This is a genomic window from Methylobacterium sp. WL1 (assembly GCF_008000895.1).
Lineage (GTDB): Bacteria > Pseudomonadota > Alphaproteobacteria > Rhizobiales > Beijerinckiaceae > Methylobacterium.
In genome coordinates this window covers 5,292,805-5,316,363 of sequence record NZ_CP042823.1, presented here as the reverse complement: position 1 = coordinate 5,316,363, position 23,559 = coordinate 5,292,805, and the positions used below count along the sequence as shown (strand labels likewise).

19 protein-coding genes and 2 pseudogenes are annotated in these 23,559 nt (G+C 69.6%); 5 read left to right on the top strand and 16 right to left on the bottom strand.

Annotated elements, in window-relative coordinates; all coding sequences use genetic code 11:
* The first annotated feature begins 14 nt into the window (after nt 1-14).
* The 3 genes and pseudogenes from nrdR to FVA80_RS25955 all read left to right on the top strand — a co-directional run bounded on the left by nrdR (nt 15) and on the right by FVA80_RS25955 (nt 2,286).
* Nucleotides 15-554 carry a transcriptional regulator NrdR gene (gene nrdR / locus FVA80_RS25965; RefSeq protein WP_147908455.1) on the top strand — a complete coding sequence of 180 codons (540 nt, stop codon included), beginning with the start codon at nt 15-17 and terminating at the stop codon, nt 552-554.
* Nucleotides 551-1,655: pseudogene (gene ribD, locus FVA80_RS25960) on the top strand (bifunctional diaminohydroxyphosphoribosylaminopyrimidine deaminase/5-amino-6-(5-phosphoribosylamino)uracil reductase RibD). The gene nrdR and the pseudogene ribD overlap by 4 nt, the downstream one beginning before the upstream one ends.
* 4 nt (nt 1,656-1,659) lie before the next feature.
* The gene (locus FVA80_RS25955; RefSeq protein WP_147908457.1) at nt 1,660-2,286 is read left to right on the top strand and encodes a riboflavin synthase; all 627 of its coding nucleotides are present in this window, start codon (nt 1,660-1,662) and stop codon (nt 2,284-2,286) included.
* 263 nt (nt 2,287-2,549) lie between these two features.
* Here the strand turns inward: FVA80_RS25955 and FVA80_RS25950 are convergent, their stop codons facing one another.
* The 12 genes and pseudogenes from FVA80_RS25950 to FVA80_RS25895 all read right to left on the bottom strand — a co-directional run bounded on the left by FVA80_RS25950 (nt 2,550) and on the right by FVA80_RS25895 (nt 14,809).
* Nucleotides 2,550-2,978, bottom strand: a complete 429-nt coding sequence (locus FVA80_RS25950) for a PaaI family thioesterase (RefSeq protein WP_147908458.1) — start codon at nt 2,976-2,978, stop codon at nt 2,550-2,552.
* Nucleotides 2,979-3,327: 349 nt separating this feature from the next.
* Nucleotides 3,328-4,899, bottom strand: a complete 1,572-nt coding sequence (locus tag FVA80_RS25945; protein ID WP_147908459.1) for a SpoVR family protein — start codon at nt 4,897-4,899, stop codon at nt 3,328-3,330.
* Between the two features lie 97 nt (nt 4,900-4,996).
* The gene (locus FVA80_RS25940) at nt 4,997-6,298 is read right to left on the bottom strand and encodes a YeaH/YhbH family protein (RefSeq protein WP_147908460.1); all 1,302 of its coding nucleotides are present in this window, start codon (nt 6,296-6,298) and stop codon (nt 4,997-4,999) included.
* A gap of 188 nt (nt 6,299-6,486) precedes the next feature.
* Nucleotides 6,487-8,439 carry a PrkA family serine protein kinase gene (locus FVA80_RS25935; RefSeq protein ID WP_147854846.1) on the bottom strand — a complete coding sequence of 651 codons (1,953 nt, stop codon included), beginning with the start codon at nt 8,437-8,439 and terminating at the stop codon, nt 6,487-6,489.
* A gap of 228 nt (nt 8,440-8,667) precedes the next feature.
* On the bottom strand, nt 8,668-9,123 hold the full coding sequence (locus FVA80_RS25930) for a 4-aminobutyrate aminotransferase (RefSeq protein WP_147908461.1): 456 nt from the start codon (nt 9,121-9,123) through the stop codon (nt 8,668-8,670).
* A gap of 160 nt (nt 9,124-9,283) precedes the next feature.
* Nucleotides 9,284-9,703, bottom strand: a complete 420-nt coding sequence (locus FVA80_RS25925) for a hypothetical protein (protein WP_147908462.1) — start codon at nt 9,701-9,703, stop codon at nt 9,284-9,286.
* A 95-nt stretch (nt 9,704-9,798) separates the two neighbouring features.
* Nucleotides 9,799-10,284, bottom strand: coding sequence for a MerR family transcriptional regulator (locus FVA80_RS25920; protein WP_147908463.1), 486 nt, complete (start codon nt 10,282-10,284; stop codon nt 9,799-9,801).
* Nucleotides 10,285-10,440: 156 nt separating this feature from the next.
* Entirely contained in the window at nt 10,441-10,770 is a 330-nt protein-coding gene (locus FVA80_RS25915; protein WP_147908464.1) for an integration host factor subunit alpha, read from the bottom strand.
* 217 nt (nt 10,771-10,987) lie between these two features.
* Complete coding sequence (locus tag FVA80_RS25910; RefSeq protein ID WP_147908465.1) at nt 10,988-11,980, bottom strand: beta-ketoacyl-ACP synthase III; 993 nt, start codon at nt 11,978-11,980, stop codon at nt 10,988-10,990.
* 307 nt (nt 11,981-12,287) lie between these two features.
* Nucleotides 12,288-13,322 (bottom strand): phosphate acyltransferase PlsX, encoded by a 1,035-nt coding sequence (plsX, locus tag FVA80_RS25905; protein WP_147857119.1) that lies wholly within the window; start codon nt 13,320-13,322, stop codon nt 12,288-12,290.
* A gap of 418 nt (nt 13,323-13,740) precedes the next feature.
* A complete protein-coding gene (locus FVA80_RS25900; protein ID WP_147908466.1) occupies nt 13,741-14,256 on the bottom strand; it encodes a DUF177 domain-containing protein in 516 nt (171 codons plus the stop codon).
* Nucleotides 14,253-14,809 (bottom strand): annotated as a pseudogene (locus FVA80_RS25895) (ubiquinol-cytochrome C chaperone family protein). Before FVA80_RS25895 ends, FVA80_RS25900 begins: the two are co-directional and overlap by 4 nt.
* A gap of 191 nt (nt 14,810-15,000) precedes the next feature.
* Between FVA80_RS25895 and bamE the strand changes: the two are divergent.
* On the top strand, nt 15,001-15,498 hold the full coding sequence (gene bamE / locus FVA80_RS25890) for an outer membrane protein assembly factor BamE (protein WP_147857231.1): 498 nt from the start codon (nt 15,001-15,003) through the stop codon (nt 15,496-15,498).
* A gap of 145 nt (nt 15,499-15,643) precedes the next feature.
* Here bamE and FVA80_RS25885 read toward each other — a convergent pair whose 3' ends face one another.
* The 3 genes from FVA80_RS25885 to FVA80_RS25875 all read right to left on the bottom strand — a co-directional run bounded on the left by FVA80_RS25885 (nt 15,644) and on the right by FVA80_RS25875 (nt 19,751).
* Nucleotides 15,644-16,306, bottom strand: a complete 663-nt coding sequence (locus FVA80_RS25885; RefSeq protein ID WP_147908468.1) for an HAD hydrolase-like protein — start codon at nt 16,304-16,306, stop codon at nt 15,644-15,646.
* Between the two features lies 1 nt (nt 16,307).
* The gene (locus FVA80_RS25880; RefSeq protein ID WP_147908469.1) at nt 16,308-18,221 is read right to left on the bottom strand and encodes a PAS domain S-box protein; all 1,914 of its coding nucleotides are present in this window, start codon (nt 18,219-18,221) and stop codon (nt 16,308-16,310) included.
* 438 nt (nt 18,222-18,659) lie between these two features.
* The gene (locus tag FVA80_RS25875; RefSeq protein WP_147908470.1) at nt 18,660-19,751 is read right to left on the bottom strand and encodes an alkene reductase; all 1,092 of its coding nucleotides are present in this window, start codon (nt 19,749-19,751) and stop codon (nt 18,660-18,662) included.
* Between the two features lie 531 nt (nt 19,752-20,282).
* On the opposite strand from FVA80_RS25875, the gene FVA80_RS25870 reads away from it, so the two are divergent.
* On the top strand, nt 20,283-21,032 hold the full coding sequence (locus FVA80_RS25870) for a hypothetical protein (protein ID WP_147908471.1): 750 nt from the start codon (nt 20,283-20,285) through the stop codon (nt 21,030-21,032).
* A 243-nt stretch (nt 21,033-21,275) separates the two neighbouring features.
* Here FVA80_RS25870 and FVA80_RS25865 read toward each other — a convergent pair whose 3' ends face one another.
* The gene (locus tag FVA80_RS25865) at nt 21,276-23,420 is read right to left on the bottom strand and encodes a sodium-translocating pyrophosphatase (RefSeq protein WP_147908472.1); all 2,145 of its coding nucleotides are present in this window, start codon (nt 23,418-23,420) and stop codon (nt 21,276-21,278) included.
* Nucleotides 23,421-23,559 lie beyond the last annotated feature (139 nt).

Here is a 23,559-nt window from a genome sequence, read left to right as displayed (position 1 = left end):
CGAGTGCAGATCCCATGCGGTGTCCCTATTGCGGCGGCTCCGAGACGCAGGTGAAGGATTCGCGGCCCTCCGAGGACGGCGCCGCGATCCGGCGCCGCCGGGTCTGCCCGGATTGCGCCGGCCGCTTCACCACCTTCGAGCGGGTGCAGCTGCGCGAGGTCGTGGTGCTCAAGCGCTCGGGCAAGCGCGTGCCGTTCGACCGGGACAAGCTCCAGCGCTCGATCGACGTGGCCCTGCGCAAGCGCGCGGTCGTGCCCGACCGGATCGAGCGGCTGGTCAGCGGCATCACCCGGCAGCTCGAGAGCGCCGGCGAGCCGGAGGTCACCTCTGAGGCGATCGGCGAACTGGTGATGGCGGGGCTCAAAGGTCTCGACGACGTCGCCTACGTGCGCTTCGCCTCGGTCTACAAGAATTTTCGCGAGGCCAAGGATTTCGAGGACCTGCTCGGGACCCTGGGCGACGGCCTGCTCACCGTGGGCGCCGGGCCGGATCCCGCCCCGGAGGACCCCGAAGAGCCCGATTCACCGCCCCGCCGCCGGACCGCCCGGCCATGAGCGACGACGCGACCTTCATGCGCCTCGCCCTGGCGCTCGGCCGGCGCGGGCTCGGCACCACCTGGCCGAACCCGTCGGTGGGCGCCGTCGTGGTCGAGCCCGGCACCGGCCGGATCCTCGGCACCAGGGCGACCGCGCCCGGCGGCCGGCCGCACGGCGAGCCCTGGCGCTCGCCGAGGCCGGCGCCGCCGCCCGGGCGCGACCCTCTACGTCACCCTGGAGCCGTGCTCCCATCACGGCCGCACGCCGCCCTGCACCGACGCGATCCTGGCCGCCGGGATCGCCCGGGTGGTCAGCGCCGTCGAGGATCCGGATGCCCGGGTGGCCGGGCGCGGCCACGCGCGGCTGCGGGCTGCCGGCGTCGCGGTCGAGACCGGGCTGATGCGGGATCTCGCGGCCCGCGACCATATCGGCCACATCACCCGGGTGACCCGCGGCCGGCCGGCGGTGCACCTGAAGCTCGCCCGCACCCGCGACGGCTTCTGCGCGGGCGCCGGCCCGGAGCGGCTGCGGATCACCGGCCCGGTGGCCGACGGCGCGGTGCATCTCTGGCGGGCGCATGCCGACGCGATCCTGATCGGCATCGGCACCGCCCGGGCGGACGACCCGTCCCTCACGGTGCGGCTGCCGGGCCTGGGCACCCGCTCGCCCCTGCGGATCGTGATCGATTCGCACCTGATGCTCTCGCCCGCCAGCGTGCTGGCCCGGACCGCCCGGGACACCGCCACGCTGGTCCTCACCACCCGCTCGGCCCCCGCCCATGCCCGCCGGGCCCTGGAGGCACTGGGCGTCGAGATCGCCATCCTGCCCGCGGATGTCACGGGCCGCGTCGAGTTGCCGACCGCGCTGGCGCATCTCGGGGAGCGCGGTTTGACGCGCCTGTGCAGCGAGGGCGGCCCACGCCTTGCCGATGCCCTGGCGCGGGCCGATCTGATCGAGGCCTGCACGCTGGTCACGGGACCGGACGAACTCGGCCCGGCGGGCGGCCTGAAGGCGCTCGGCCCGGATCTGAGCGACGCTTTGGCGAGCGAGAGATTCACGCTGGCCGAGCGGCTGCAGCTCGGCCCCGACGAGGCCGCCACCTACGAGAGGATGTCGTAAAACAATGTTCACCGGTCTCGTCAGCGACGTCGGCACCATCGTCTCGATCGCGGGCGAAGGCGACCTGCGCCGGATCGCGATCCGCGCCTCCTACAACCCGTCCACCATCGCGCTCGGCGCCTCGATCGCGTGCTCGGGCCCGTGCCTGACGGCGGTCTCGGTGGAGCCGGATGCGGGCGGCTGCGTCTTCGCGGTGGATGCCGCCGCCGAGACCCTGGCCCGCACCACGGTCGGCCGCTGGACGGCGGGGGCGCGCATCAACCTGGAACGCTCCCTCAAGATCGGCGACGAGCTCGGTGGCCACCTGGTCACCGGCCATGTCGACGGCGTCGCCGAAATCCTGGAGCGGGAGAGCGTCACGGCCGGCGCCTGGGGACCGAGCGACCGCTTCACCCTGCGCGCCCCGGCGGGCCTGTCGCGCTTCATCGCCGAGAAGGGCTCGGTCTGCCTCGACGGCACCTCGCTCACGGTGAACAGCGTGGACGGCGACGTCTTCTCGGTGCTGCTGATCCCCCACACCCTCCAGGTCACCACCTGGGGGGAGCGGCGCGCCGGCGACAAGCTGAACCTGGAGGTCGACCTGATCGCCCGCTACGCCGCCCGGCTCACCGAGGCGCAGCCGGGGGCCTAACCGCGGGCACGGTACATGACAGGGTCCGGCTTGATCTTGATCGACGCTCATCCAGCCCACCGCCCTCATCCTGAGGTGTGAGCGAAGCGAGCCTCGAAGGAGCCCTCCAGGGATCGCGAGCAGACTGGAGGGCTCCTTCGAGGGCGCCGCTGCGCGTCGCCACCTCAGGATGAGGGGTGAGAGTTGGACGGGCGTTGATCAGGACCGGACCGACGTTTGAGTCCGCTCCGCCGACTGCCCTGCCAAGACAGCGTCATCATGCTCTAGCGCGGCGGGATCGCGTAGGTCCCGGTGGCGTGGCAGACGAGGGCGTCGCTGCCGGGCGCGGTGATCCCGACCTCGCCCACCGCCAGCCGCCGCCCGAGCTTGAGCAGGCGGCATTCGGCCACGAGGTCTCCCGGGGCGGGCTTGCGCAGGAAGTTGAAGGTCAGGCTCGTGGTCACCGCCAGGGCGACCGGGCCGATATTGGCGAGGATCGCCGCGTAGAGCGCGTAATCGGCCAGCGCCATCATGGCCGGCCCCGACACCGTGCCCCCCGGCCGCAGGAAGCGTTCCTGCCCCTCCATCCGCATCCGCGCCGTGAGCGGCCCCACCGCCTCGAGATGGAAGGCGCGCCCGCCCGCCTGCATCTGCGGGAATTCGCGGTCGAGGAAAGTGTTGGTTTCTTCGAGGGTGAGGATCGGGGCGTTCATGCCTGCTTGCAGCATGGGGTGGGGGGCTGGGGCAATCCAGTCAGGGCGCTAAATCCACCTGAAGTCGCGGCGAGCCCGATCTACTTCAGCGTGCCTGGTAAAACAGTTCAGAATGAACCGCCTTGTCATTCCGGGGCGCCGCAGGCGAGCCCGGAATCCAGATCCGCTGTCGGTGCAGGACCTTGGAACTGTCGGCGGTTATGGATCCCGGGTTCCGCTACGCGGCCCCGGGATGACAAAGTGGATGTTTAACCGGCCGTGCGAGCTGTAGGCCTTTGGACGATCACTCTTCAAGCAACCGTTGCCGTGCCGCCAAGAGGCATGCCCGCGATGGCAGCGGGTCCACTGGTCAAAAAAAGATCGGCCGCGCGCTGGCGCTGATCTCGCCCAGCACCGTGCCGGTGGCGGGCTCGACCTCCTTGAGGACCACGTCGTAGCCCCACAGGTCGGCGAGGTGCTGGAGCACCCGCTTGGCGTCGTCCTTCTGCAGGGTGATCTTGTTGAGCGCCTTGTGGTGCAGGATCAGCCGGCGGTCGCCCTCCAGGTCCACGTCCACCACCTCGATATCGGGATCGAGCCAGGCGACGTCGTACTGGCGGGCGAAGGAGCGGCGCATCTTGCGGTAGCCGCGCTCGTCGTGGATCGCCTCGACGCGCAGTTCCGGCTCGTCGGGGTCGTCGACCACGTGGAACAGGCGCAGGTCGCGCATCAGCTTGGGCGACAGGAACTGCTGGATGAAGCTCTCGTCGCGGTAATTCGCCCAGCAATCGCGCAGCACCGCCATGGCGTCGCCGGTGCCGGCGATGTCGGGGAACCACGCCCGGTCCTCCTGGGTCGGCTGCTCCACGATGCGGGCGATGTCCTGCATCATCGCGAAGCCGATCGCGTACGGGTTGTGGCCGCCATAGGAGCGGTCGTCGTAGGTCGGCTGCCGGATCACGTTGGTGTGCGATTGCAGGAATTCGAGGTAGGCCGCCTCGGTGATCAGCCCCTTCTCGGACAGGGAATTCATGATCCGGTAGTGGCTGTAGGTCGCGCAGCCCTCGTTCATCACCTTGGTCTGGCGCTGCGGATAGAAGTACTGCGCCACCAGGCGGACGATGCGCAGGATCTCGCGCTGCCAGGGGCGCAGCCGCGGCGCGACCTTCTCCAAAAAGTACAGAATGTTTTCCTGCGGCAGTTCGAGCAGGGCCTTGCGCCGCTCGGCGGCCGCGTCGGAGCGCACGGCCCCGGTCTTCTGCGGCAGGGTCCGCCACAGATCGTTGTAGATCTGCTCGCCGTGCTCGACCCGCTCGCGCTCGCGGCGCTGCTCGGAGGCGAGGTCCGGCCGCTTCTTGCGCGGGTAGCGGTGGACGCCCTGGCTCATCAGCGCGTGGGCGGCGTCGAGCACCTGCTCCACCGCCTGGTGGCCGTAGCGCTCCTCGCAGCGGGCGATGAAGCTTTTCGCGAAATCCAGATAATCCAGGATGCCTTCCGCGTCGGTCCACTGCCGGAACAAATAATTGTTCTTGAAGAAGTGGTTATGGCCGAAGGCGGCGTGCGCGATCACCAGCGTCTGCATCGTCGCCGTGTTCTCCTCCATCACGTAGGAGATGCACGGGTCCGAGTTGATGACGATCTCGTAGGCGAGCCCCATCAGGCCGCGCCGGTAGCCGGCCTCGTGCTGGGCGAAGTGCTTGCCGAACGACCAGTGCTTGTAGAACAGCGGCATGCCGATCGACGCGTAGGCGTCGAGCATCTGCTCGGCCGTGATGATCTCGATCTGGTTCGGGTACCAGGACAGCCCGAGTTCCGGCCCGGCGATGCCCTCGCAGGCGTCGTGGATGCGCCGGATCGTGTCGAAGTCCCAGTCGTTGCCGGTGAACAGGGGTTTCTGGCCGCCGGAGATGGTCTGGGGCGTCCGTGGCTTGACGCTTGTCATGCAGCCTCCCGATCGACCGAAGCGTGTCTCGTATGCCCGCGGGGCGCGGGCGCCCTCCCCCCATGGAGCGGGAAGGGAAACGCGGCGGCGCGTCCCGTCACGCCTCCGCCTCGGCCCGTGCGTCCTTGCGGCCGAACAGCTCGCGGAAGACCGGGTAGATCTCCCGCCGGTGGTTGACCTTGCGCATGGCGATCGGGCCGCCCGCCTTGGCGATCGCTTCGTAGGTCCGCCACAGGGTGGTGCGGTGCTCCACGAAGCCGGCCCGGGGGCCGTTCTCGTCGCCGACCTCCAGGTAGGCGAAGTGCTGGCAGGCCGGCAGGATGTGGGCCCGCAGCAGCTCCGTCGAGGTCGGGCCGTCGGAGGAGACGTTGTCGCCGTCCGAGGCCTGTGCGGCGTAGATGTTCCAGTCGTTCGGATCGTAGCGCTCGGCGATGACCCGCTTCATCTCCACCAGCGCCGACGACACCAGCGTGCCGCCGGTCTCCCGGGAGCCGAAGAAGGTCTCCTCGTCCACCTCGGTGGCCCGGTCGGTGTGGCGGATGAACACGATCTCCACGTGCCGGTAGCGGCGGGTCAGGAAGATGTGGAGCAGGATGTAGAACCGTTTGGCCAAGTCCTTCATGTGCTCGGTCATCGAGCCGGACACGTCCATCAGGCAGAACATCACCGCCTGCGCGATCGGCCGCGGATAGGGTTCGAACCGACGGAAGCGCAGGTCGATCGGGTCGACATACGGGATGCGCTTGGCGCGCTCGCGCAACTTCAGCAGCGCGCGTTCCACGTCCGGCCGGCCCGGGTCCGAGTCGCGCATCCCCGCGAGCTGGGCCTCCAGCGCCGCGACCTCCTCGGGCTTGGGGCGCTTGAGGGCGATGCGCCGCGACATCGAGTTGCGCAGGGTGCGGGTCAGGGCGAGGTTGGCGGGCGAGCCGGTCACCGTGTAGCCGGCCCGGCGCAGCCCCTCGGTCTCGACCACCGCGAGGCGCCGCTTGGCCAGATCCGGAAGCTCCAGATCCTCGAGGAAGAGTTCCAGAAACTCCTCGCGGGTGAGCACGAAGCGGAACGCGTCCTCGCTGTTCTCGCCGCCCTCCCCGCCCTCGCCGGAGCCGCGACCACCGCCGCCGCCCGGGGGTCGCTCGATCGTGTCGCCCTCCACGTAGGTCTTGTTGCCCGGCAGGATGTGGTCCTGCAGGCCGGTGCCGGGCTGGCGGGAGAACCGCGGCTCGCGCACGCCGTCGGCGGGCACGCTCACCCGGCCGTCCTTGCCGAGATCCTTGATGTCCTTCTCGCGGGCGGATTCGCGCACGGCGCGCTGGGCCACGTCCTTCACGCGCCGCAGGAAGCGCTGCCGGTTGGGGAGGCTCTTGCCCCCGGGATTCAGGCGTCGGTCGACGATGTGCATACGCTGCGAAAACCCTCGTCCGCGTGTTCCGGCCGGGTCGGGCCCCGTGTCGTACCATGCTGTTCAGGGAGGGATGGATCCCTCTTTCGCAGCAGGCCCGAGAGCCTCGCCGGCCGGTCGTCCGAAACTGTGGCGGCGGAGGGTCGAAACCGGGCCCGGTCGGATTCGCTCCGCCGGGCCCCCGCCCCTCAGCCCGCCTGCTTCACCCGCATGTACCATTCCACCAGGCGGCGGACCTGCCGCTCGGTGTAGCCGCGCGCCACCATGCGCTCGACGAACTCGCCGTGCTTCTTCTCGGTGTCGCCGTCCTTCTTCGAGCCGAAGGAGATCACCGGCAGCAGCTCCTCCACCTGGGAGAACATCCGCCGCTCGATGACCTCGCGCAGCTTCTCGTAGCTGGTCCAGCTCGGGTTACGGCCCCCGTGCTGGGCGCGCGAGCGCAAGGCGAACTTCACCACCTCGTTGCGGAAGTCCTTCGGGTTGGCGATCCCGGCGGGCTTTTCGATTTTGGTCAGTTCCTGGTTCAGCAATTCGCGGTTCAGCAGCTGGCCGGTCTCGGCGTCCTTGAAGTCCTGATCCTCGATCCAGGCATCGGCGTAGTCGATGTAGCGGTCGAACAGGTTCTGGCCGTAATCGTGGTACGATTCGAGGTAGGCCTTCTGGATCTCGTGGCCGATGAACTCCGCGTAGCGCGGGGCCAGCTCGGTCTTGATGAATTCCAGGTACTTCTTCTCGGTCTCGGGCGGGAGCTGCTCGCGGCGCAGCGACTGCTCCAGCACGTACATCAGGTGCACCGGGTCGGCCGAGACCTCGGTGGTGTCGTGGTTGAAGGTGGCGGCCAGCACCTTGAAGGCGAAGCGGGTCGAGATTCCGTCCATGCCCTCGTCGACGCCGGCGGTGTCCTTGTATTCCTGCATCGAGCGGGCGCGCGGATCGACCTCGCGGAGCGATTCGCCGTCGTAGACCCGCATCTTCGAGAACACGTTGGAATTGGCGTGCTCGCGCAGGCGCGACAGGACCGAGAACCGGGCCAGCATCTCCAGGGTGCCGGGGGCGCAGGCCGCGTCCGAGAGTTCCGAGCCGGAGATCAGCTTCTCGTAGATGTGCTGCTCCTCCGCGACCCGGAGGCAGTACGGGACCTTGATCACGTAGATGCGATCGATGAAGGCCTCGTTGTTCTTGTTGGTCTTGAAGGTCTGCCACTCGGATTCGTTCGAGTGCGCCAGGATGATGCCGGTGAACGGGATCGCACCGATATTCTCGGTGCCGACGTAGTTGCCCTCCTGCGTCGCGGTGAGCAGGGGGTGCAGCATCTTGATCGGCGCCTTGAACATCTCGACGAATTCGAGGACGCCCTGGTTCGCCCGGTTCAAACCGCCCGAGTAGGAGTAGGCATCGGGATCCGCCTGGGACAGGGTCTCCAGCCGGCGGATGTCGACCTTGCCGACCAGCGAGGAGATGTCCTGGTTGTTCTCGTCGCCCGGCTCGGTCTTGGCGATGGCGATCTGACGCAACCGCGACGGCCGGACCTTGATCACCGTGAAGCGCGAGATGTCGCCGTTGAACTCGTCGAGACGCTTGAGCGCCCAGGGGCTCATCAGCCCGGTGAGCCGCCGGCGCGGGACGCCGTAGCGCTTCTGGATCTCGTCGCCCATCGTCTCGGGATCGAACAGCCCGAGCGGGCTCTCGAACACCGGGGAGACCTCGTCCCCGGCCTTGAGCACGTAGACCGGGTGGACCTCCATCAGCGCCTTGAGGCGCTCGGCGAGGGACGACTTGCCGCCGCCGACCGGGCCCAGCAGGTAGAGGATCTGCTTGCGCTCCTCCAACCCCTGCGCGGCGTGGCGGAAGAACGAGACGATCCGCTCGATCGTCTCCTCCATCCCGTAGAATTCGCGGAACGCCGGGTAGGTGCGGATCGTCCGGTTCATGAAGATCCGGCCGAGGCGCGAATCCTTGGCGGTGTCCACGAATTCCGGTTCACCGATCGCCGCCAGGATACGCTCGGCGGCCGAGGCATACATCAGCGGCTCGTCGCGGCAGGCTTCGAGATACTCGGAGAGCGTCATCTCCGTATCGCGGCGCGCCTCGTACCCTCGGGCGAAGCTCTGGAAAAGGTCGTTCGTCGCATGCATCGACATTCGATAACCCTCTCAGACCCTGACAGCTTCATCCTGTCTCGGCTCGGATGCAACCGACAGGCCCGCTTTTGTCGCAGCGCGGCGAACGCGCCGCGGGCCTGTCGATTGCTTGCAACACTCGTCTGGCCAAAACCTGGCCTCGACGTGGTCGAACGTTGATTTCGATCTCCTTTGAGCGGGCATTTTAGGATGAAAAACTATGCACGCGCCAGGGTTTCCTGCCTCTGCTTAGAGATCCGTGCCTTCTTTCTTGGCATCGTCGCCGGATTTTGATCCGGAGGCCCCGACCGTGATCTTGATATTGTGAGTCTGGACTTGGCCGTCGGCGCCCTTGACCTCGAACGTCACCTCGTCCGAACCGGTAAAGCCGGTGTTGGGCTGGTAGAACAGCGCGTGCACGGCGGCCTCCTTGTTGGGGCAGCGGTAGCTCGCCGGGGTCTTCAGCTTGCCGACCTTGGTGATCACGGAACCGTTCTTGGGCGCGCCCGAGACCTTGAACTCCGGCATCGGGCCGGGGCTGCAATCCTTCTTGAGGTTCGGGGCGATCTCGAGCCGCACGGTCTTGCCGGGCGCCACCGTCTTGGAGCGGGTCACCGTGGTCTGGGCGAAGGCCGGGACCTGCGCCGTCCCGGCGAGGATCAGGCCGCCTGCGAGCAGCGCAGCGAGCGGACGTAGGGCGGTCATGGCGGCGTCACTCCGGTGCCGATCCGGGGCCGGATGTCCGGTTCCCCTGCCATCGGTCGAGGAGTCATGTGGGGACGCCGAGCACGGCCGTCGAGGGTTTTTCCGAGCGATGCCCCGCTCCGGGCCCGGCTGTCGGACCGAATCTTTTCCGGAACCGGTCCTATTCCTGCAGCACCGCGGCGACGACGCCCGTGACCCGGGCGATCTGCGCGGCATCGAACTCGCCGGCGAGGGCCGCGGCGAGCCGGGCCTCGACCCGGGCGCGCTCGCCGGCATCGGCGATCGGCACCGGCGGGATCTGGTCCTCGGGCAGGCGGCAGACCCGGCGGATCGTCTCGGCGGCGGCGAGCAGCTTCTCCCGGTCGGGCGGCCCCATCTCCCACAGGGGGTTGCGCAGGCGGCTGATCACCCGCTTGGCGTCCCGGTACTCCCGGTCGACGTTGGTGGCGGCCTCGATCTGGCTCACCAGGAACATCAGTTCGAGGACTTCGGAGGCGGCCTCCGGGCAGGTGCGAACGATCCGCATGATGCGGGCCATCAGTTCCTGGCTGGGAGACAGCTTGGGTTTTGGCACGGCCATGCGGGCAACAACGCGGTTTGGGGCCGGAAGGTCCGCCCGCGCCGCAAGATGCGTGCGCGGCATCCTCAACCAATGGGCGAGATGCCGCGGGAACGCTACACGTCGCGGTCGTAGGGCCGGCGCAGGGCGTCGAGCAGTGCCCGGCAGGCCTGCAAGTCGTCGAGCACGTCCCGCAGGGCCGCCCGGTCGGGGGTGTCGGCGAGGTCCTGCATGGTCGCCTCGGGGGCGTCCTCGACCTCCTGGATCCGGGGCTCGGCCGCCCGGGCCTCGCCGCGGCCGACCGCCTGGACGAAGCGGATGCCGTTCTCCTTGAGCACCCGCTGCGCGCCCGCGATGGTGTAGCGCTGCACGTACAGGAGCTGCCGGATGCCGGCTACGAGCTCGACGTCCTGCGGCCGGTAGTAGCGCCGGCCGCCGGCCCGCTTCACCGGGCGGATCTGGCCGAATCGCGTCTCCCAGAACCGCAGGACGTGCTGGGGCACGTCGAGCTCCTCGGAGACCTCGCCGATGGTCCGGAAGGCGCCGGCGCTCTTCGCGCCGATCGGTTCGAGGGGCACGTCGGCGGCGAGGGCTGGGGGCATGGTTATCTGATGCGGCGGGACGACGGCGATCTTGACGGTCCGCGGGGCCGGGCTCAAGCCTTACCGAGGGTTGAGGCGATAAAGTTTGCCGCGCCGGAACGACATCCGCTTAGCGAGCGTCGCCCGCCCCCCGCTGCGCGGTAGGGCGGCCCCCGCTCAATCGTCGTCGTCCGACCCGTCGGCGCCGTTGAGCGCCTGGCCGTTGATCTTGGCCTTGAGGACGTTGGAGGGCTTGAACACCATCACCTGGCGGGGCTCGATCGCGACCTCGACGCCGGTCTTGGGGTTGCGGCCGACGCGCTTGCCCTTGCTGCGGACCACGAACGAGCCGAACGAGGACAGCTTGACCGTCTCGCCCCCCGCCAGGCAGCCGCAGATCTCCGACAGCACGGTCTCGACCAGGGCGGCGGATTCGGTCCGCGACAGGCCCACCTGGTGGTAGACGGCCTCGCTCAAGTCGGCGCGCGTCACCGTCTTGCCTGCCATGCCGTGTCCCCTCGCCTGCTGTTCTCATCCGGCAGCCCACGGGCGCGACGAACCTCGCCGCACCGTGAGCTGAAGGTGTATCCCTATGATCCGGCACGCTAATCTGCGTCCGCCGCCCGGTCAACCGCGCGGGGCGGACGAATTGGCCCGGCGCCTCCCGACGGATGGCGGCCGCCGGCTTCGGCGCCGGGCGCGGCCTACCTGAGGCCGTGCCGCGTCACCAGCGGATCAGCGCCGCCCCCCAGCTGAAGCCGCCCCCGATCGCCTCGATCATCACGAGGTCGCCGGGCTGGATGCGGCCGTCCCGCCGGGCCACATCGAGGGCCAGGGGGATCGACGCGGCCGAGGTGTTGCCGTGGCGGTCCACCGTCAGGACGATCTTCTCCCGGGCGATCCCGAGCTTGTCGGCCGAGGCCTCGATGATCCGGCGGTTGGCCTGGTGCGGCACGAACCAGTCGAGGTCGGCGGCCGTGATCCCGGCCTGCGCGAACGCGTCCGCGATCACGTCGGTGACCTGCCCGACCGCGAACCGGAACACCTCGCGGCCCTCCATGCGCAGGCGCCCGGTGGTGCCGGTGGAGCCGGGCCCGCCATCGACGTAGAGCTTGTCCCGGTGCCGCCCGTCCGAGCGCAGGCTGGCGCAGAGGACGCCGCGCTCGCCCGCATCGGCCCGCGCCTCCAGCACCACCGCCCCGGCCCCGTCGCCGAACAGCACGCAGGTGGTGCGGTCCTCCCAGTCGACGATGCGCGAGAAGGTCTCCGCCCCGATCACCAGGGCCCGGCGGGCCGAGCCGGTGGTGAGGAACTTGTCGGCCGTGGAGACCGCGAACACGAAGCCGGCGCAGACCGCCTGCAGGTCGAAGGCCGCCCCCCGGTGGATGCCGAGCGCCGCTTGGATCTGGGTGGCGGTGGCCGGGAAGGTGTGGTCCGGCGTCGAGGTCGCGCAGATCACCAGGTCGATGTCGTCGGCGGTGAGCCCGGCATCGTCGAGGGCGGCCTGCGCGGCCCGGGCGCCGAGCACCGAGGTGGTCTCGCTCGCGTCGGCGATGTGGCGCTGGCGGATGCCGGTGCGCTGGACGATCCATTCGTCCGAGGTGTCGACCCGCTCAGTCAGGGCGGCGTTGGTGACGACCTGCGCGGGCAGGCTCGACCCCGTCCCGACCACCACCGAGCGCGGCGCCTGCGGAGACTCTGTGCGGAGGGCTGACATCGCTTTCCTTCCCGGACGGCGCAGGCGTCACAATTCTCAGTTGTGTCGCCCCGGACGTCCGAATTCCATCCGTTTGAACACGCGGAGCCGAGATAGGGATCCGGCCAACGCGGCACGCGCGCGGACAGCGGTCCGGCCGCACGCACGATCGCAGATCGTCCAGGGCCGCCCCGGCCACGTTCGGTGACCGGAGAAGCAACCTCGCGAGCACCGATCACACCGTCATCCCGGGCTCGCCTGCGGCGCCCCGGAATGACGGGGAGGAGGTTCGGGCGTTGTGGGAAACGCCACGGCCGAAGACAGAGAATCAAGCCGGCGCCAGGACCGCCGTCTGGTCGAGCATTTCGCGGATCGTCCGGATCATATCGTGGCGGGCCATGTCGTGCGCCAGATCGATCGCGGCGGCGAAACCTTGCGCGTTCTCCGAGCCGTGGCTCTTGATCACGATGCCCTCCAGCCCGAGGAACACGCCGCCGTTGGCGCGGCTCGGGTTCATCTTGTCCTTCAGGGCCTTGAACGCCTGCCGGGCGAACAGCGCGCCGATCTTGGCCGACAGGGTCCGGGTCATGGCCGAGCGCAGGTAGCTGCCGATCTGCTTGGCTGTGCCCTCGGCGGTCTTGAGCGCGATGTTTCCCGTGAAACCTTCCGTCACGACCACGTCGACGGTGCCGCGCCCGAGATCCGTGCCCTCCACGAAGCCGTGATAGGTCAGCCGCGTGCTCTCCATCTCGCGCAGCAGCCGCGCGGCTTCCTTGACCGCCTCGTTGCCCTTCATCTCCTCGGTGCCGACGTTGAGCAGGCCCACGGTCGGCTTGTCGAGATCGAACACGATGCGGGCCATGGCCGAGCCCATCACGGCCATCTCGACCAGGTGCTCGGCATCGGTGCCGATGGTGGCGCCGACGTCGAGCACGACGCTCTCGCCGCGCACGGTGGGCCACAGGCACGCGATGGCCGGGCGCTCGATGCCCGACATGGTCTTGAGGCAGATCTTCGACATCGCCATCAGGGCGCCGGTGTTGCCGGCCGACACGCAGGCATCGGCCTGCCCGTCCCGCACCGCCTGGATCGCCTGCCACATCGAGGACTTGCCGCGGCCCTGGCGCACCGCCTGGCTGGGCTTGTCGTCCATGGCCACGGCCACGGTGGTGTGGCGGATCTCGACGCAGTCCTTCAGCCGCGGCTCCTTGGCGACCAGCGGGGCGATCACCGCCTCGTCGCCGAACAGCAGGAAGGTCATGTCGGGATGGCGCTCGCGGGCCAGGGCGGCGCCGGGCACGACGGTCGAGGGCCCGTGGTCGCCGCCCATGGCGTCGAGCGAGATGCACACGCGTTGGGACATGTCTTTGCGGGTCGCGGTCTCGGCAGGGGGAACGGCGGCGGGAACGGCGGCGGGACGGACGAGGGCCGCCCGCCGGGCGCGCCGGACCATAGCGATACAGGCCCGCCGGGCAAATGAATTCGGGCCGGACGGGTCAGGCAATTGTTTCGGGGCGGGCCGGAGCGGGGCTCTGCGGGGGGCTTCTGCTTCTGCGAGCGATCCCGTCCACCCCCCTCATCCTGAGGTGCGAGCGCAGCGAGCCTCGAAGGAGATCTCCAGGGATCGCGCGGCCGGCTGGAGGGCTCCTTCGAGGCCTCCGCTGCGCTCCGGCACCTCAGGATGAGGGCGTAGGTTGGACATTCCTCTTGGTCGAAACCGACCGCCCGTTTCCGCCTCCCGCGCCGCACCCCGCCCTGGGGCTGCGCCGAGCCGGACGGCCTCAGCCCTCCCCGTCGCGGAGCCGGCGCAACGCGTCGAAGGGGCCGGCATCCTCGCCCGCCACCACGGGCTCGAACGCGATGCCGGGCTTGCGCGGATAGGGATCGAGGCCCAGCGCCAGGAATTCGGCCGTGAGCGCGCCGAAATCGATCCGGCCGCCGACCAGCGGGTCGGGCACCTCGACGTCCTCGGCGTCGGTGCCGGCGAGCTGGTCGGTGTCGGTGTACACGACCTCCACCGGCTCGCGGACCGGACCCTCGAACGGCTCGAGGCTGACGGTGCAGACCTGCGTCACCACGGCCTCGACCGTGCCGGTGACGGTCATCCGGTTCGTAGAGCCCGAGATGTCGAAGCGCCCGACCAGGTCGCGGATGGCGGGGATCTTGAAGTCGGCCGCGAGCGCGTCGCACTCGGCCTGGCTCGCCTCGACGGTGACGGCGCCCCGCCCCTGCGGCAGGCGATCGACGTTGACCCAGCGGGAAAGCGGCCCGCTCTCCGGGCCCGTACGGTGTCTCATGTCCTGTCTCCGGTCGGGGCCGGCGCGAACGCGTCCGGCTCCGGAAAGGGCGGCCCGGCACCGAGCAGCCCGTCGAGGTCGGCCCCGGCCAGGGCCGCATCGGCCGCCAGCACGTAGGCGGCGAGGCCCGCCGGGTCGCCCTCCCGCCGAGCACGTTGCGGGCGAGCACCACCCGCAGGGCCGCGTCGTCGCGGGCGTCGAGCGCAGCATCGTAGCCCGTGGCCCGGCCGTAGAAGGCGGCACCGAGTTTTTTCATCCGCTTGCCGACGCCCATATCGCCGACGCCGAGTTCGCGCAAAGCCGCGTCGAGCTGGGTGAAGACCGCGTTGACCAGGTCCTGCGCCACGTCGGCCGCCGGGGCCGGCAACCGGTTCAGCCGGCGCAGAACCAGGATCACGTGCAGGCACAGGGCCTCGAACCGGCCCTCCACGGTGTCGGGCACGGCGAGCCCCGTGTAGAGGCCCGGCCGGCGCGCCGCCAGGCTGATGGCCGCGTGCAGCCCCTCGACGGCGCGGCGGCGCGCCCCATCGCGCCGGAACAGCGCGGCGATCATGGATGCCTCCGAAAGAAGGGCGATGCCGGGCCGCGGCGGCATCGGGCGGCCGGGGCGTGTGGCCAAGCTTGCCTTGTCAAAGCCATATCCCCGCGGTACGGCAACCCACGCCCAAGGCGCAAGCGCCGTCGGAGACATGGACCGGCGGCGGCCTGCGTCGCTCGTCCGTCAACACGCTCTTTGGGGGCCCGATGCGGCGCCGTCTCGTCCAGTCCTTTGCGCGCCTCGCCCTGATCGGCCTCGCGGGTGCCGGCCTCGCCGGCTGCGTCGGCGAAGAGCTCCGCCACGGCTACCAGATCGACCAGGCGGCGCTCGCCACGATCAAGCCCGGCATGGCCCCCGAGCAGGTGCTGCAGATCCTCGGCACGCCGTCGACGGTCTCTACGGTGGGCAACAAGTCCTGGTACTACATCTCGCAGAACACCAGCCGGACGATCATGTTCCTGGGCGAGCAGGTCGAGGACCAGAAGGTCACGGCGGTCTACTTCACCCCCGGCTTCAAGGTCGAGCGGGTGGCGCTCTACGGCCTGCAAGACGGCCGGGTGTTCGACTTCATCGAGCGCACCACGCCGACCAGCGGCGCCGACCGGGCGTTCCTCAGCCAGCTGTTCCGCGGCCTGACCCGCTACGAGCCGTTCGGCTCCGGCAAGGGCACCAGCGTCGTCCCGGGCGCCAACCGCGGCCTGTAAGAACGAGCGTCAGGGGTTTCCGAAGGGCTCAGCCCTTTGACGGGGTTCGGGGGCGGAGCCCCTGAGCACCCAGAGCGGGGCTCTGCCGCAGGGCTCTGCCCTGCACCCGCAAAAGGTCGCAGACCTTTTGAAACCCTGACGTGTCTCAGACCAATTCGCGTCGCCGCACCAGCTGGGCGATGTCCGCCGGCTCGGCGAACAGGTATTCCGGCCCGAGCGCCGCCAGCGCGCCCGCATCGGTGTAGCCCCAGGCCACCGCGCCGAACGGGCAGCCGAGCGCCCGGGCCGCCTCCAGGTCGCGGACCTCGTCGCCGATGCACAGGGCCCGCTCCGGCGCGACCTTCCGGTGGGCCAGCAGCGCCCGCAGCCGCCGGGCCTTGCCGAACAGCGAGGCGCCGCCGGCATAGGCGTCGATCCGGGCCGCGTTCTCGGGGCCGAGCACCCGGCGGACGGTGTCGGCGCGGTTCGACGACAGGATCGCCAGGGGCACCCCCGCCGCCGCAAGGTCGGCCAGCATCTCCGGCACCCCGGGAAACAGCGCGATCGCACCGGCGTCGCGGGCGGCCAGCGCGTGCATGTGCCGGGCGATGAAGGGCAGCTTCCAGCGCGGGATGCCGAGATGGGCCACGATCGCCCGCGCGCCCTGCAGCCGCAGCGCCTCGACCTCGTGGGCCTCGACCCGGCGGAAGCGGTAGCGGTCGGCGACGCCGTTCAGGACCGAGCAGAACCAGCCGAAACTGTCCGCGAGGGTGCCGTCGAAATCGAGCACGACGAGCGCGGGCCCGGCCCCGCCGGGGCTGCGCGCCATCTCAGTGCCGGAGGTTGGCCAGCGGCATGCTGAGCCGCATCAGCAGCCCGCCCGGCGCCCAATCGTGCTCCAGCACGCCGTCGAGCTGCCCCGCGACGCTGCGCTCGGCCAGCACGGTGCCGAATCCCTTCCGGGAGGGCTTTTGCGTGACCGGGGGGCCGCCGGACTCGGCCCAGGTCAGGGTGTAGCGGGCGCCGTCGCGCAGCCCGCTCAGCGTGACGCCGCCCGCCTTGGTGGAGAGCCCGCCATACTTCATCGCGTTGGTGGCCTGCTCGTGCATGATCAGCGCGAGCGCGGTGGCGGTGCGCTCGCCGATCGCGGCATCGTCCCCGGAGATCGCGACGCGCGCCCGGCCGTCCTCCTCGTAGGCGGCCATGATCAGGCGCATCAGCCCGAGCACGGTCTGGCCCTCGACCTGGGGGGCGCTGTCGGGGGAATGCGGGCGGACGTATTCGTGGGCCCGGGCGAGCGCGCCGAGCCGCTCGCGGAAGGCCGCCGCGAACGGCTTGGCCGCGGGGTCGCTGCGGGCGGTGAGGGCCGCCAGGCCGCCCACCACCGCGAAGATGTTCTTGATCCGGTGGGACAGCTCGCGGATCAGCAGGTCGCGGGCCTCCTCGGCGCGCTTGGCCTCGCGCAGGTCCCGGGTGACGGTGGCGTAGCCGATCTCGGCCCCGGTCGGGTCGCGCACCGGGAAGATGTTGTACAGCACGGCCACCGGCTCGCCCGTTCCGAAATGCCGGAAGGCCAGTTCGCCCTCCCAGTAACCGCTCCGGCGAACCGCCGGCATCACCGTCCCGGTCAGCACCCGGCGGCTGTCGTCGCCGAAGAAATCCTCCATCCGGTGCCGGCGGGCGGCGGCGAGGTTGGGCAGCCCGACCAGCGCCAGCGCGGCCTCGTTGAGATGGGTGACGGCGCCGTCCAGGGTGAAGAGGCCGATGAAGTCCTTGGAGGTCTCCACGATGGCGGCGAGCTTGCGCGCCTCGGCCTCCGCCTGCTTCAGGTCGTCGATGTCGGTGCAGGTCCCGAACCAGCGCTCGATCCGCCCCTCCGCGTCGCGGATCGGCATGGCCCGGCCCAGCGTCCACCGGTAGGCGCCGTCTTTATGGCGCAGGCGATACTCGATCTCGTAAGGCTCGCCGGTCTTCAGGGAATGGCGCCAGCGGGTCCAGGCCCGCTCCTGGTCGTCCGGATGGAACACGGCGTTCCAGCCCTCGCCATCGGTGGAGCCGTACGGCATGCCGGTGAACTCGTACCAGCGGTCGTTGAAATAATCGTGGAACCCGTCCGGCAGGGTGGTCCAGACCATCTGGGGCATCGCCGACGTCATCACCCGGAAGCGGCGCGCGCTGGCGGCGATCTCGGCCTCCCGGGCGGCGACCTGGGCGTGGGTCCGGCGGTTCTCGAGCAGCGTCGAGATCTGGCGCGCCAGGGCGGACAGCGTGGCGGCCTGGTCGGCGTCGAGCCCCTCGGGCCGGGGCGTCCGGTCGAGGACGCAGAGTGCCCCGAGCGGAATGCCCTGCGCGCCCCGGATCACCGCCCCCGCGTAGAAGCGGAAGCCCGCCCCGCCGGTCACCAGAGGGTTGTCGATGGTGCGCGGGTCGTCGGCGAGATCCGGGATGATGAGGCAGTCGCCGGCCTCGATCGTGTGGGCGCAGACCGAGCAGTTGATCGGCAATTCCCGCTGGCCGAGGCCGAATTCCGACTTGAACCATTGCCGCTCGGCATCGACCAGGCTGACCAGGGCCACCGGCGCCCGGCAGACATGGGCGGCGATGCGGACGAGGTCGTCGTAGAGCGGCTCGGGCGCGCTATCGAGGATGGCGAGGTCGTGCAGTTCCGCCAGCCGGTCCGCTCTGCTCCAGAGCCGGTCGGTCGGTTCGCGGTCCGCGCGTGAATTGGGGGGCGGCACATCCATGGTCTGGCGCTCACATAGGCGCGCGACGGGCGGCTGCATAGGCATGGCCGCGTATTAAGGCCCCGTATCAGGGTGCGCGGCGGGGTATTCGCTTCACCGGCCCGCGCAGTCGGGTCGGCGACATCGCCGCCCTGGGGCGGCTGATCCACCCGGCGTCGGCGCGGCGCCCGGACTCTGCACCATTCCGTATGGACCGCGCCCGTTTTCGGCCGGCTTGATCGTCGCGGGGACGCGCGCGGTTCGCTGCGCCATGCCGGGGCCCGGGATCCGGATCCGCCGACATCGCGAGGCCTTGCGCCGTCGGTGACCCTGCAATCCGGGCTCGCCTGCGGCGCCCCGGAATGACGAGGCGGTCCACGCGGCCGGCGTTGGCCTGTCGATCGAGACGGCATCCGGCACCGGGACCCGCCGCGCGGGCCCCGGCGCCGTGCCGGTCGATCAGGCTGCGCGGGCTTCGCCGTGCGTCGGGTAGTCGGTGTAGCCCTGCGGCCCCTGGCTGTACCAGGTCGCGGCCTCGTCCTTGGCGAGCGGGGCGCCCTTGGCGATACGCTCGACCAGGTCCGGGTTGGCGATGTAGGTCCGGCCGAACGCGATCGCGTCGGCGTCGCCCGCGTCCAGCACCTTCTGGCCGCTGACCCCGTCGTAATCGGCGTTGAGGATCATCGGGTTGCGGAACACCTTGCGCATCGCCGGGGCGATCGGCGGGTGGTCGGCCTTGCCGAAGGTCCCGTCCGGGCCGGGCTCACGCATCTCCAGGAAGGCGATGCCGCTGTCGGCGAGCGCCTGGGCGGCGGCCACGAACAGGGGCTCCGGGTTCGAATCGTTGGTGCCCTGGATCGCGCCGTTGGGCGACAGGCGCACCCCGGTGCGCTCCGGCCCGGCGACGCCCGCGACCGCGTCGGTCACCTCGCGCAGCAGCCGCACGCGGTTGGCGATCGTGCCGCCGTACGCGTCGGTGCGGTGGTTGCTGCCGTCGCGCAGGAACTCGTCGATCAGGTAGCCGTTCGCGGCGTGGATCTGCACCCCGTCGAAGCCGGCCGCCAGGGCGTTGGCGGTGGCGCGCTCGTAATCGGCCAGCAGACGCGGGATCTCGGAGACCTCCAGCGCGCGCGGCTCGGCGTAGGGCTTCTTGCCGGAATAGGTGTGCGCTTGGTCCGGGGCCACGATGGGCGAGGCCGAGACCGGCTTCTCGCCGCCGAGGAAGTCCGGATGGACCAGCCGGCCCATGTGCCAGATCTGGCAGACGATCTTGCCACCGCGGTCGTGCACGGCCTTCACGATCGGCCGCCAGGCATCGACCTGCGCGTCGGACCAGATCCCCGGCGCGAACGGCCAGCCCAGGCCCTCCTGGGAGATGCCGGTGGCCTCCGTGAGGATCAGCCCGGCGCCGGCGCGCTGGGTGTAATACTCGGCCATGATCGGGGTCGGCACGTGCTCGCGGGTGGCGCGGCCGCGGGTGAGCGGGGCCATGAAGATCCGGTTCTTCGCCTCGATGGCGCCGATGCGGATCGGGTCGTGCAGGGACGGCATGGATACCTCGTGCTGGTGCGGCGACGCCGCGTCCGAAACTCAAACGCCGAGGTGGCGTCGCGGCGCGGTGATGCCAGGGTGCAGCGCAGCATGGGGGCTCGGTCCGTGCGCGAGCGCACGTCCCAGGGGGGTGGAATCATCCCGGTTTTCTTTGGATTTGGGGGTGGAACGACTCCAGGGGTCGGTCGGCGCAGCCGATTGTAGGGAGCCAAATGCATCGCTCGGCACTGAAAAGAAGTGCGCCCATCTCAGTATAGCGCACGCGGCAATTGACGCTCGAGACAGTCTATAAGCAGAAAAAGGCGCGACCCCTAAGAGCCACGCCTTTCAAAAATTTTGGTTTAGACTCTCAAGGTGCCATGGCAATCCCATGGGCTCGCGACACCATTGCGCCGCCACCAAGCGAGTAGGTGTTATAAGGCGAGACTCAGACCATCACAAGTGCTGATGCCTATCTCGAAGCGCCATGTCCCGACTCGCGAACTGCTCGGAGCGTACCTGACGTTCACGCCTCGCTCGCATGAGGTCGACTTGCTCGACAAGGACATGCGGACGCTGAACCCAACGCTGCTCCGGGACGCGATTCGCGAGGCCACGGAAATACGCAAGCTCCGGTTGGTACCACCTGACGCACAGCGATCCCTGGTGCATCAGATCTACACCCGGAAGATCAAGGAATTCTCCGCGATCTACCCATTCCTGTTCGCGGTGGAGAACGGCCTCAGGTCGGCCCTCGCAGAGCAGTCAGCGATCAAGTTCAACGGCGTGCATTGGTGGACCTTGATCCGGGATGCCCGGGCACGCGGCCAGACGGCTCAAGCCCTCCCAACCATTTGGACGATCCCCGTGAGCGCTGCCTTCTTAAAGGCGGTCTGGCGGGCATTCGATACCATTGCCAATCCGCTCCACGTGCAGAGCGTCTCCGGACCGGGTCGCACCGATGAGTTTTTCTACACCCTCAACCTCGGCGACCTGTGGAACATCCTCAGTGCAGACTGGTCGATGACACGCGGAATGTTCTGCTCGGATGCAGAACTCGGCTTCAAGCTCGGCAGAAAGATGTTCGAGGATACGATGCGGGTCATCAAGGAAGCTCGCAACGAACTCTATCATAGCAATCCGATCACAGACCGCACGAAGGTCGTCGGGGCCTGCGAACGCATCCTGAACGGTCTCAATGTCCATCTCGGTGACTACGACACGGATTTAGCTACGATCCGCCATGTACGGGTGCCGCCGACTGTGCCCCGGAGTCCGCGACACGTCATTCCACCGCGTTGAGTTGTTCGCGAGGGCACACTTGAAGGCACACTCCAGGGCTCGCGCGCCAGGCTGGAGTCCTCCTTCGAGGCCTCCGCTTCGCTCCGTCGCCTCAGGATGGGGTGAGGGATTGGGATGGCCGCTGAGGCGTTATCGCTGCCCCACCGTCATTGCGAGCGCAGCGAAGCAACCCAGGGACACGCGACCTTCACGGGCGGCGCGCTGAGCGCCGAGTCCGGCGCGGATCCGCGCCGGACCCGCCCCTCAATAATGCGCCAGCACCGCCAGCAGCAGCAGGGCGATGATGTTGGTGATCTTGATCGCCGGGTTCACCGCGGGGCCGGCCGTGTCCTTGTAGGGGTCGCCGACCGTGTCGCCGGTCACCGCGGCCTTGTGGGCGTCGGAGCCCTTGCCGCCGTGGTGGCCGTCCTCGATGTACTTCTTGGCGTTGTCCCAGGCGCCGCCACCCGAAGTCATCGAGATCGCGACGTAGAGGCCGGTGAGGATCACGCCGAGGAGGCTCGCCCCCACCGTGGCGAAGGCCTGGCTCTTGCCCGCGATCGCCTGGATCACGAAGAACAGCACGATCGGCGACAGCACCGGGAGCAGCGACGGGACGATCATCTCCTTGATCGCCGCCCGGGTCAGCATGTCGACCGCCCGGCCGTAATCCGGCCGGTCGGTGCCCTGCATGATCCCGGGCTTCTCCCGGAACTGGCGCCGGACCTCCTCGACCACAGCGCTCGCCGCCCGGCCGACCGCCGTCATGGCGATGCCGGCGAACAGGAACGGGATCAGGCCGCCAAGCAGCAGCCCGACCACCACGTACGGGTTGGACAGGGAGAAATCGACGCTGACGCCCTGGAAGAACCGGTACTGCGTCGGGCTGGCATTCGCGATGAAGTAGTTCAGGTCGGACGTATAGGCGGCAAACAGAACCAGGGCGCCGAGGCCGGCCGAGCCGATCGCGTAGCCCTTGGTGACCGCCTTCGTGGTGTTGCCGACCGCGTCCAGCGCGTCCGTGGACTTGCGCACGTCCGGCGGTAGCCCGGCCATCTCGGCGATGCCGCCGGCATTGTCGGTGACCGGCCCGAACGCGTCGAGCGCCACGATGAAGCCCGCGAGCGCCAGCATCGCGGTGACCGCGATGGCGATGCCGAACAGGCCGGCCAGGGCGTGGGTCGCGATGATGCCGGCCACGATCACGATGGCCGGCAGCGCGGTCGATTCGAGCGAGATCGCGAGGCCCTGGATCACGTTGGTGCCGTGGCCGGTCACCGAGGCGTCCGCGATGGACTTCACCGGGCGGTAGTTGGTGCCGGTGTAGTATTCGGTGATCACCACGATCAGCGCCGTGATGGCGAGCCCGATCACCGCGCAGCCGAACAGGCCGCCCGACGTGAAGGTCACGCCCGTGGAGGTGGTGAACGCCGTCGAGAAGCCGCCCAGCAGGGTCAGGTTGACGATCGCGATCGCCACCACGGAGAGCACGCCCGCGGTGATCAGGCCCTTGTACAGGGCCCCCATGATCGACTGGTTGGCGGACAGCCGCACCGCGTAGGTGCCGGCGATCGAGGTGACGATGCAGGCCGCCCCGATGGCCAGCGGATAGAGCATCATCGGTTCGAGCACCGCCCGGCCGCTGCCGGTGGGCCCGGAGAAGAAGATCGCGGCCAGCACCATGGTGGCCACGATGGTCACCGCGTAGGTCTCGAACAGGTCGGCCGCCATGCCGGCGCAGTCGCCGACGTTGTCGCCGACGTTGTCCGCGATGGTGGCCGGGTTGCGGGGGTCGTCCTCCGGGATCCCGGCCTCGACCTTGCCGACGAGGTCGCCGCCGACGTCGGCGCCCTTGGTGAAGATGCCGCCGCCGAGCCGGGCGAAGATCGAGATCAGCGAGGCGCCGAAGCCGAGCGCCACCAGCGCGTCGATCACCTCGCGGCTCGACGGGTCGAGCCCGGCGCCGCGGGTGAGGTAGAGGTAGTAGAGGGCCACCCCCAGCAGGGCGAGGCCGGCGACCAGCATGCCGGTCACCGCCCCGGACTTGAACGCCATGTCGAGGCCCGCCCCCAGCGAGGTCGAGGAGGCCTGGGCGGTGCGCACATTGGCCCGCACCGACACGTTCATGCCGATGAAGCCGGCGGCCCCCGACAGGACCGCGCCGATCAGGAAGCCGACCGCCACCTTGATCCCGAGGAACACCGCCAGCAGCACGAACAGCACCAATCCGACCACGCCGATGGTGAGGTATTGCCGCTTCAGGTAGGCCTGCGCGCCCTCCGCGATGGCGGCGGCGATCTCCTGCATGCGCTGGGTGCCGGCGTCCCGCCGCATCACGTCGAGGATCGTGACGATGCCGTAGGCGACGGCACAGAGCCCGCCCACGATGATCAAAGCCAAGGGGATCATGCTCTACCGTCCTTATTCTTATCGTGCCTGGCGGGGGCTTGTGATCGGTGTCGCGCTTGGCCGTCGCAGGACGACCATGGGACGTTGTGCGCGAATCAGTGCATTCCTTCCCAGTCGGTAAGTCTTAGCGCGTCCGCCG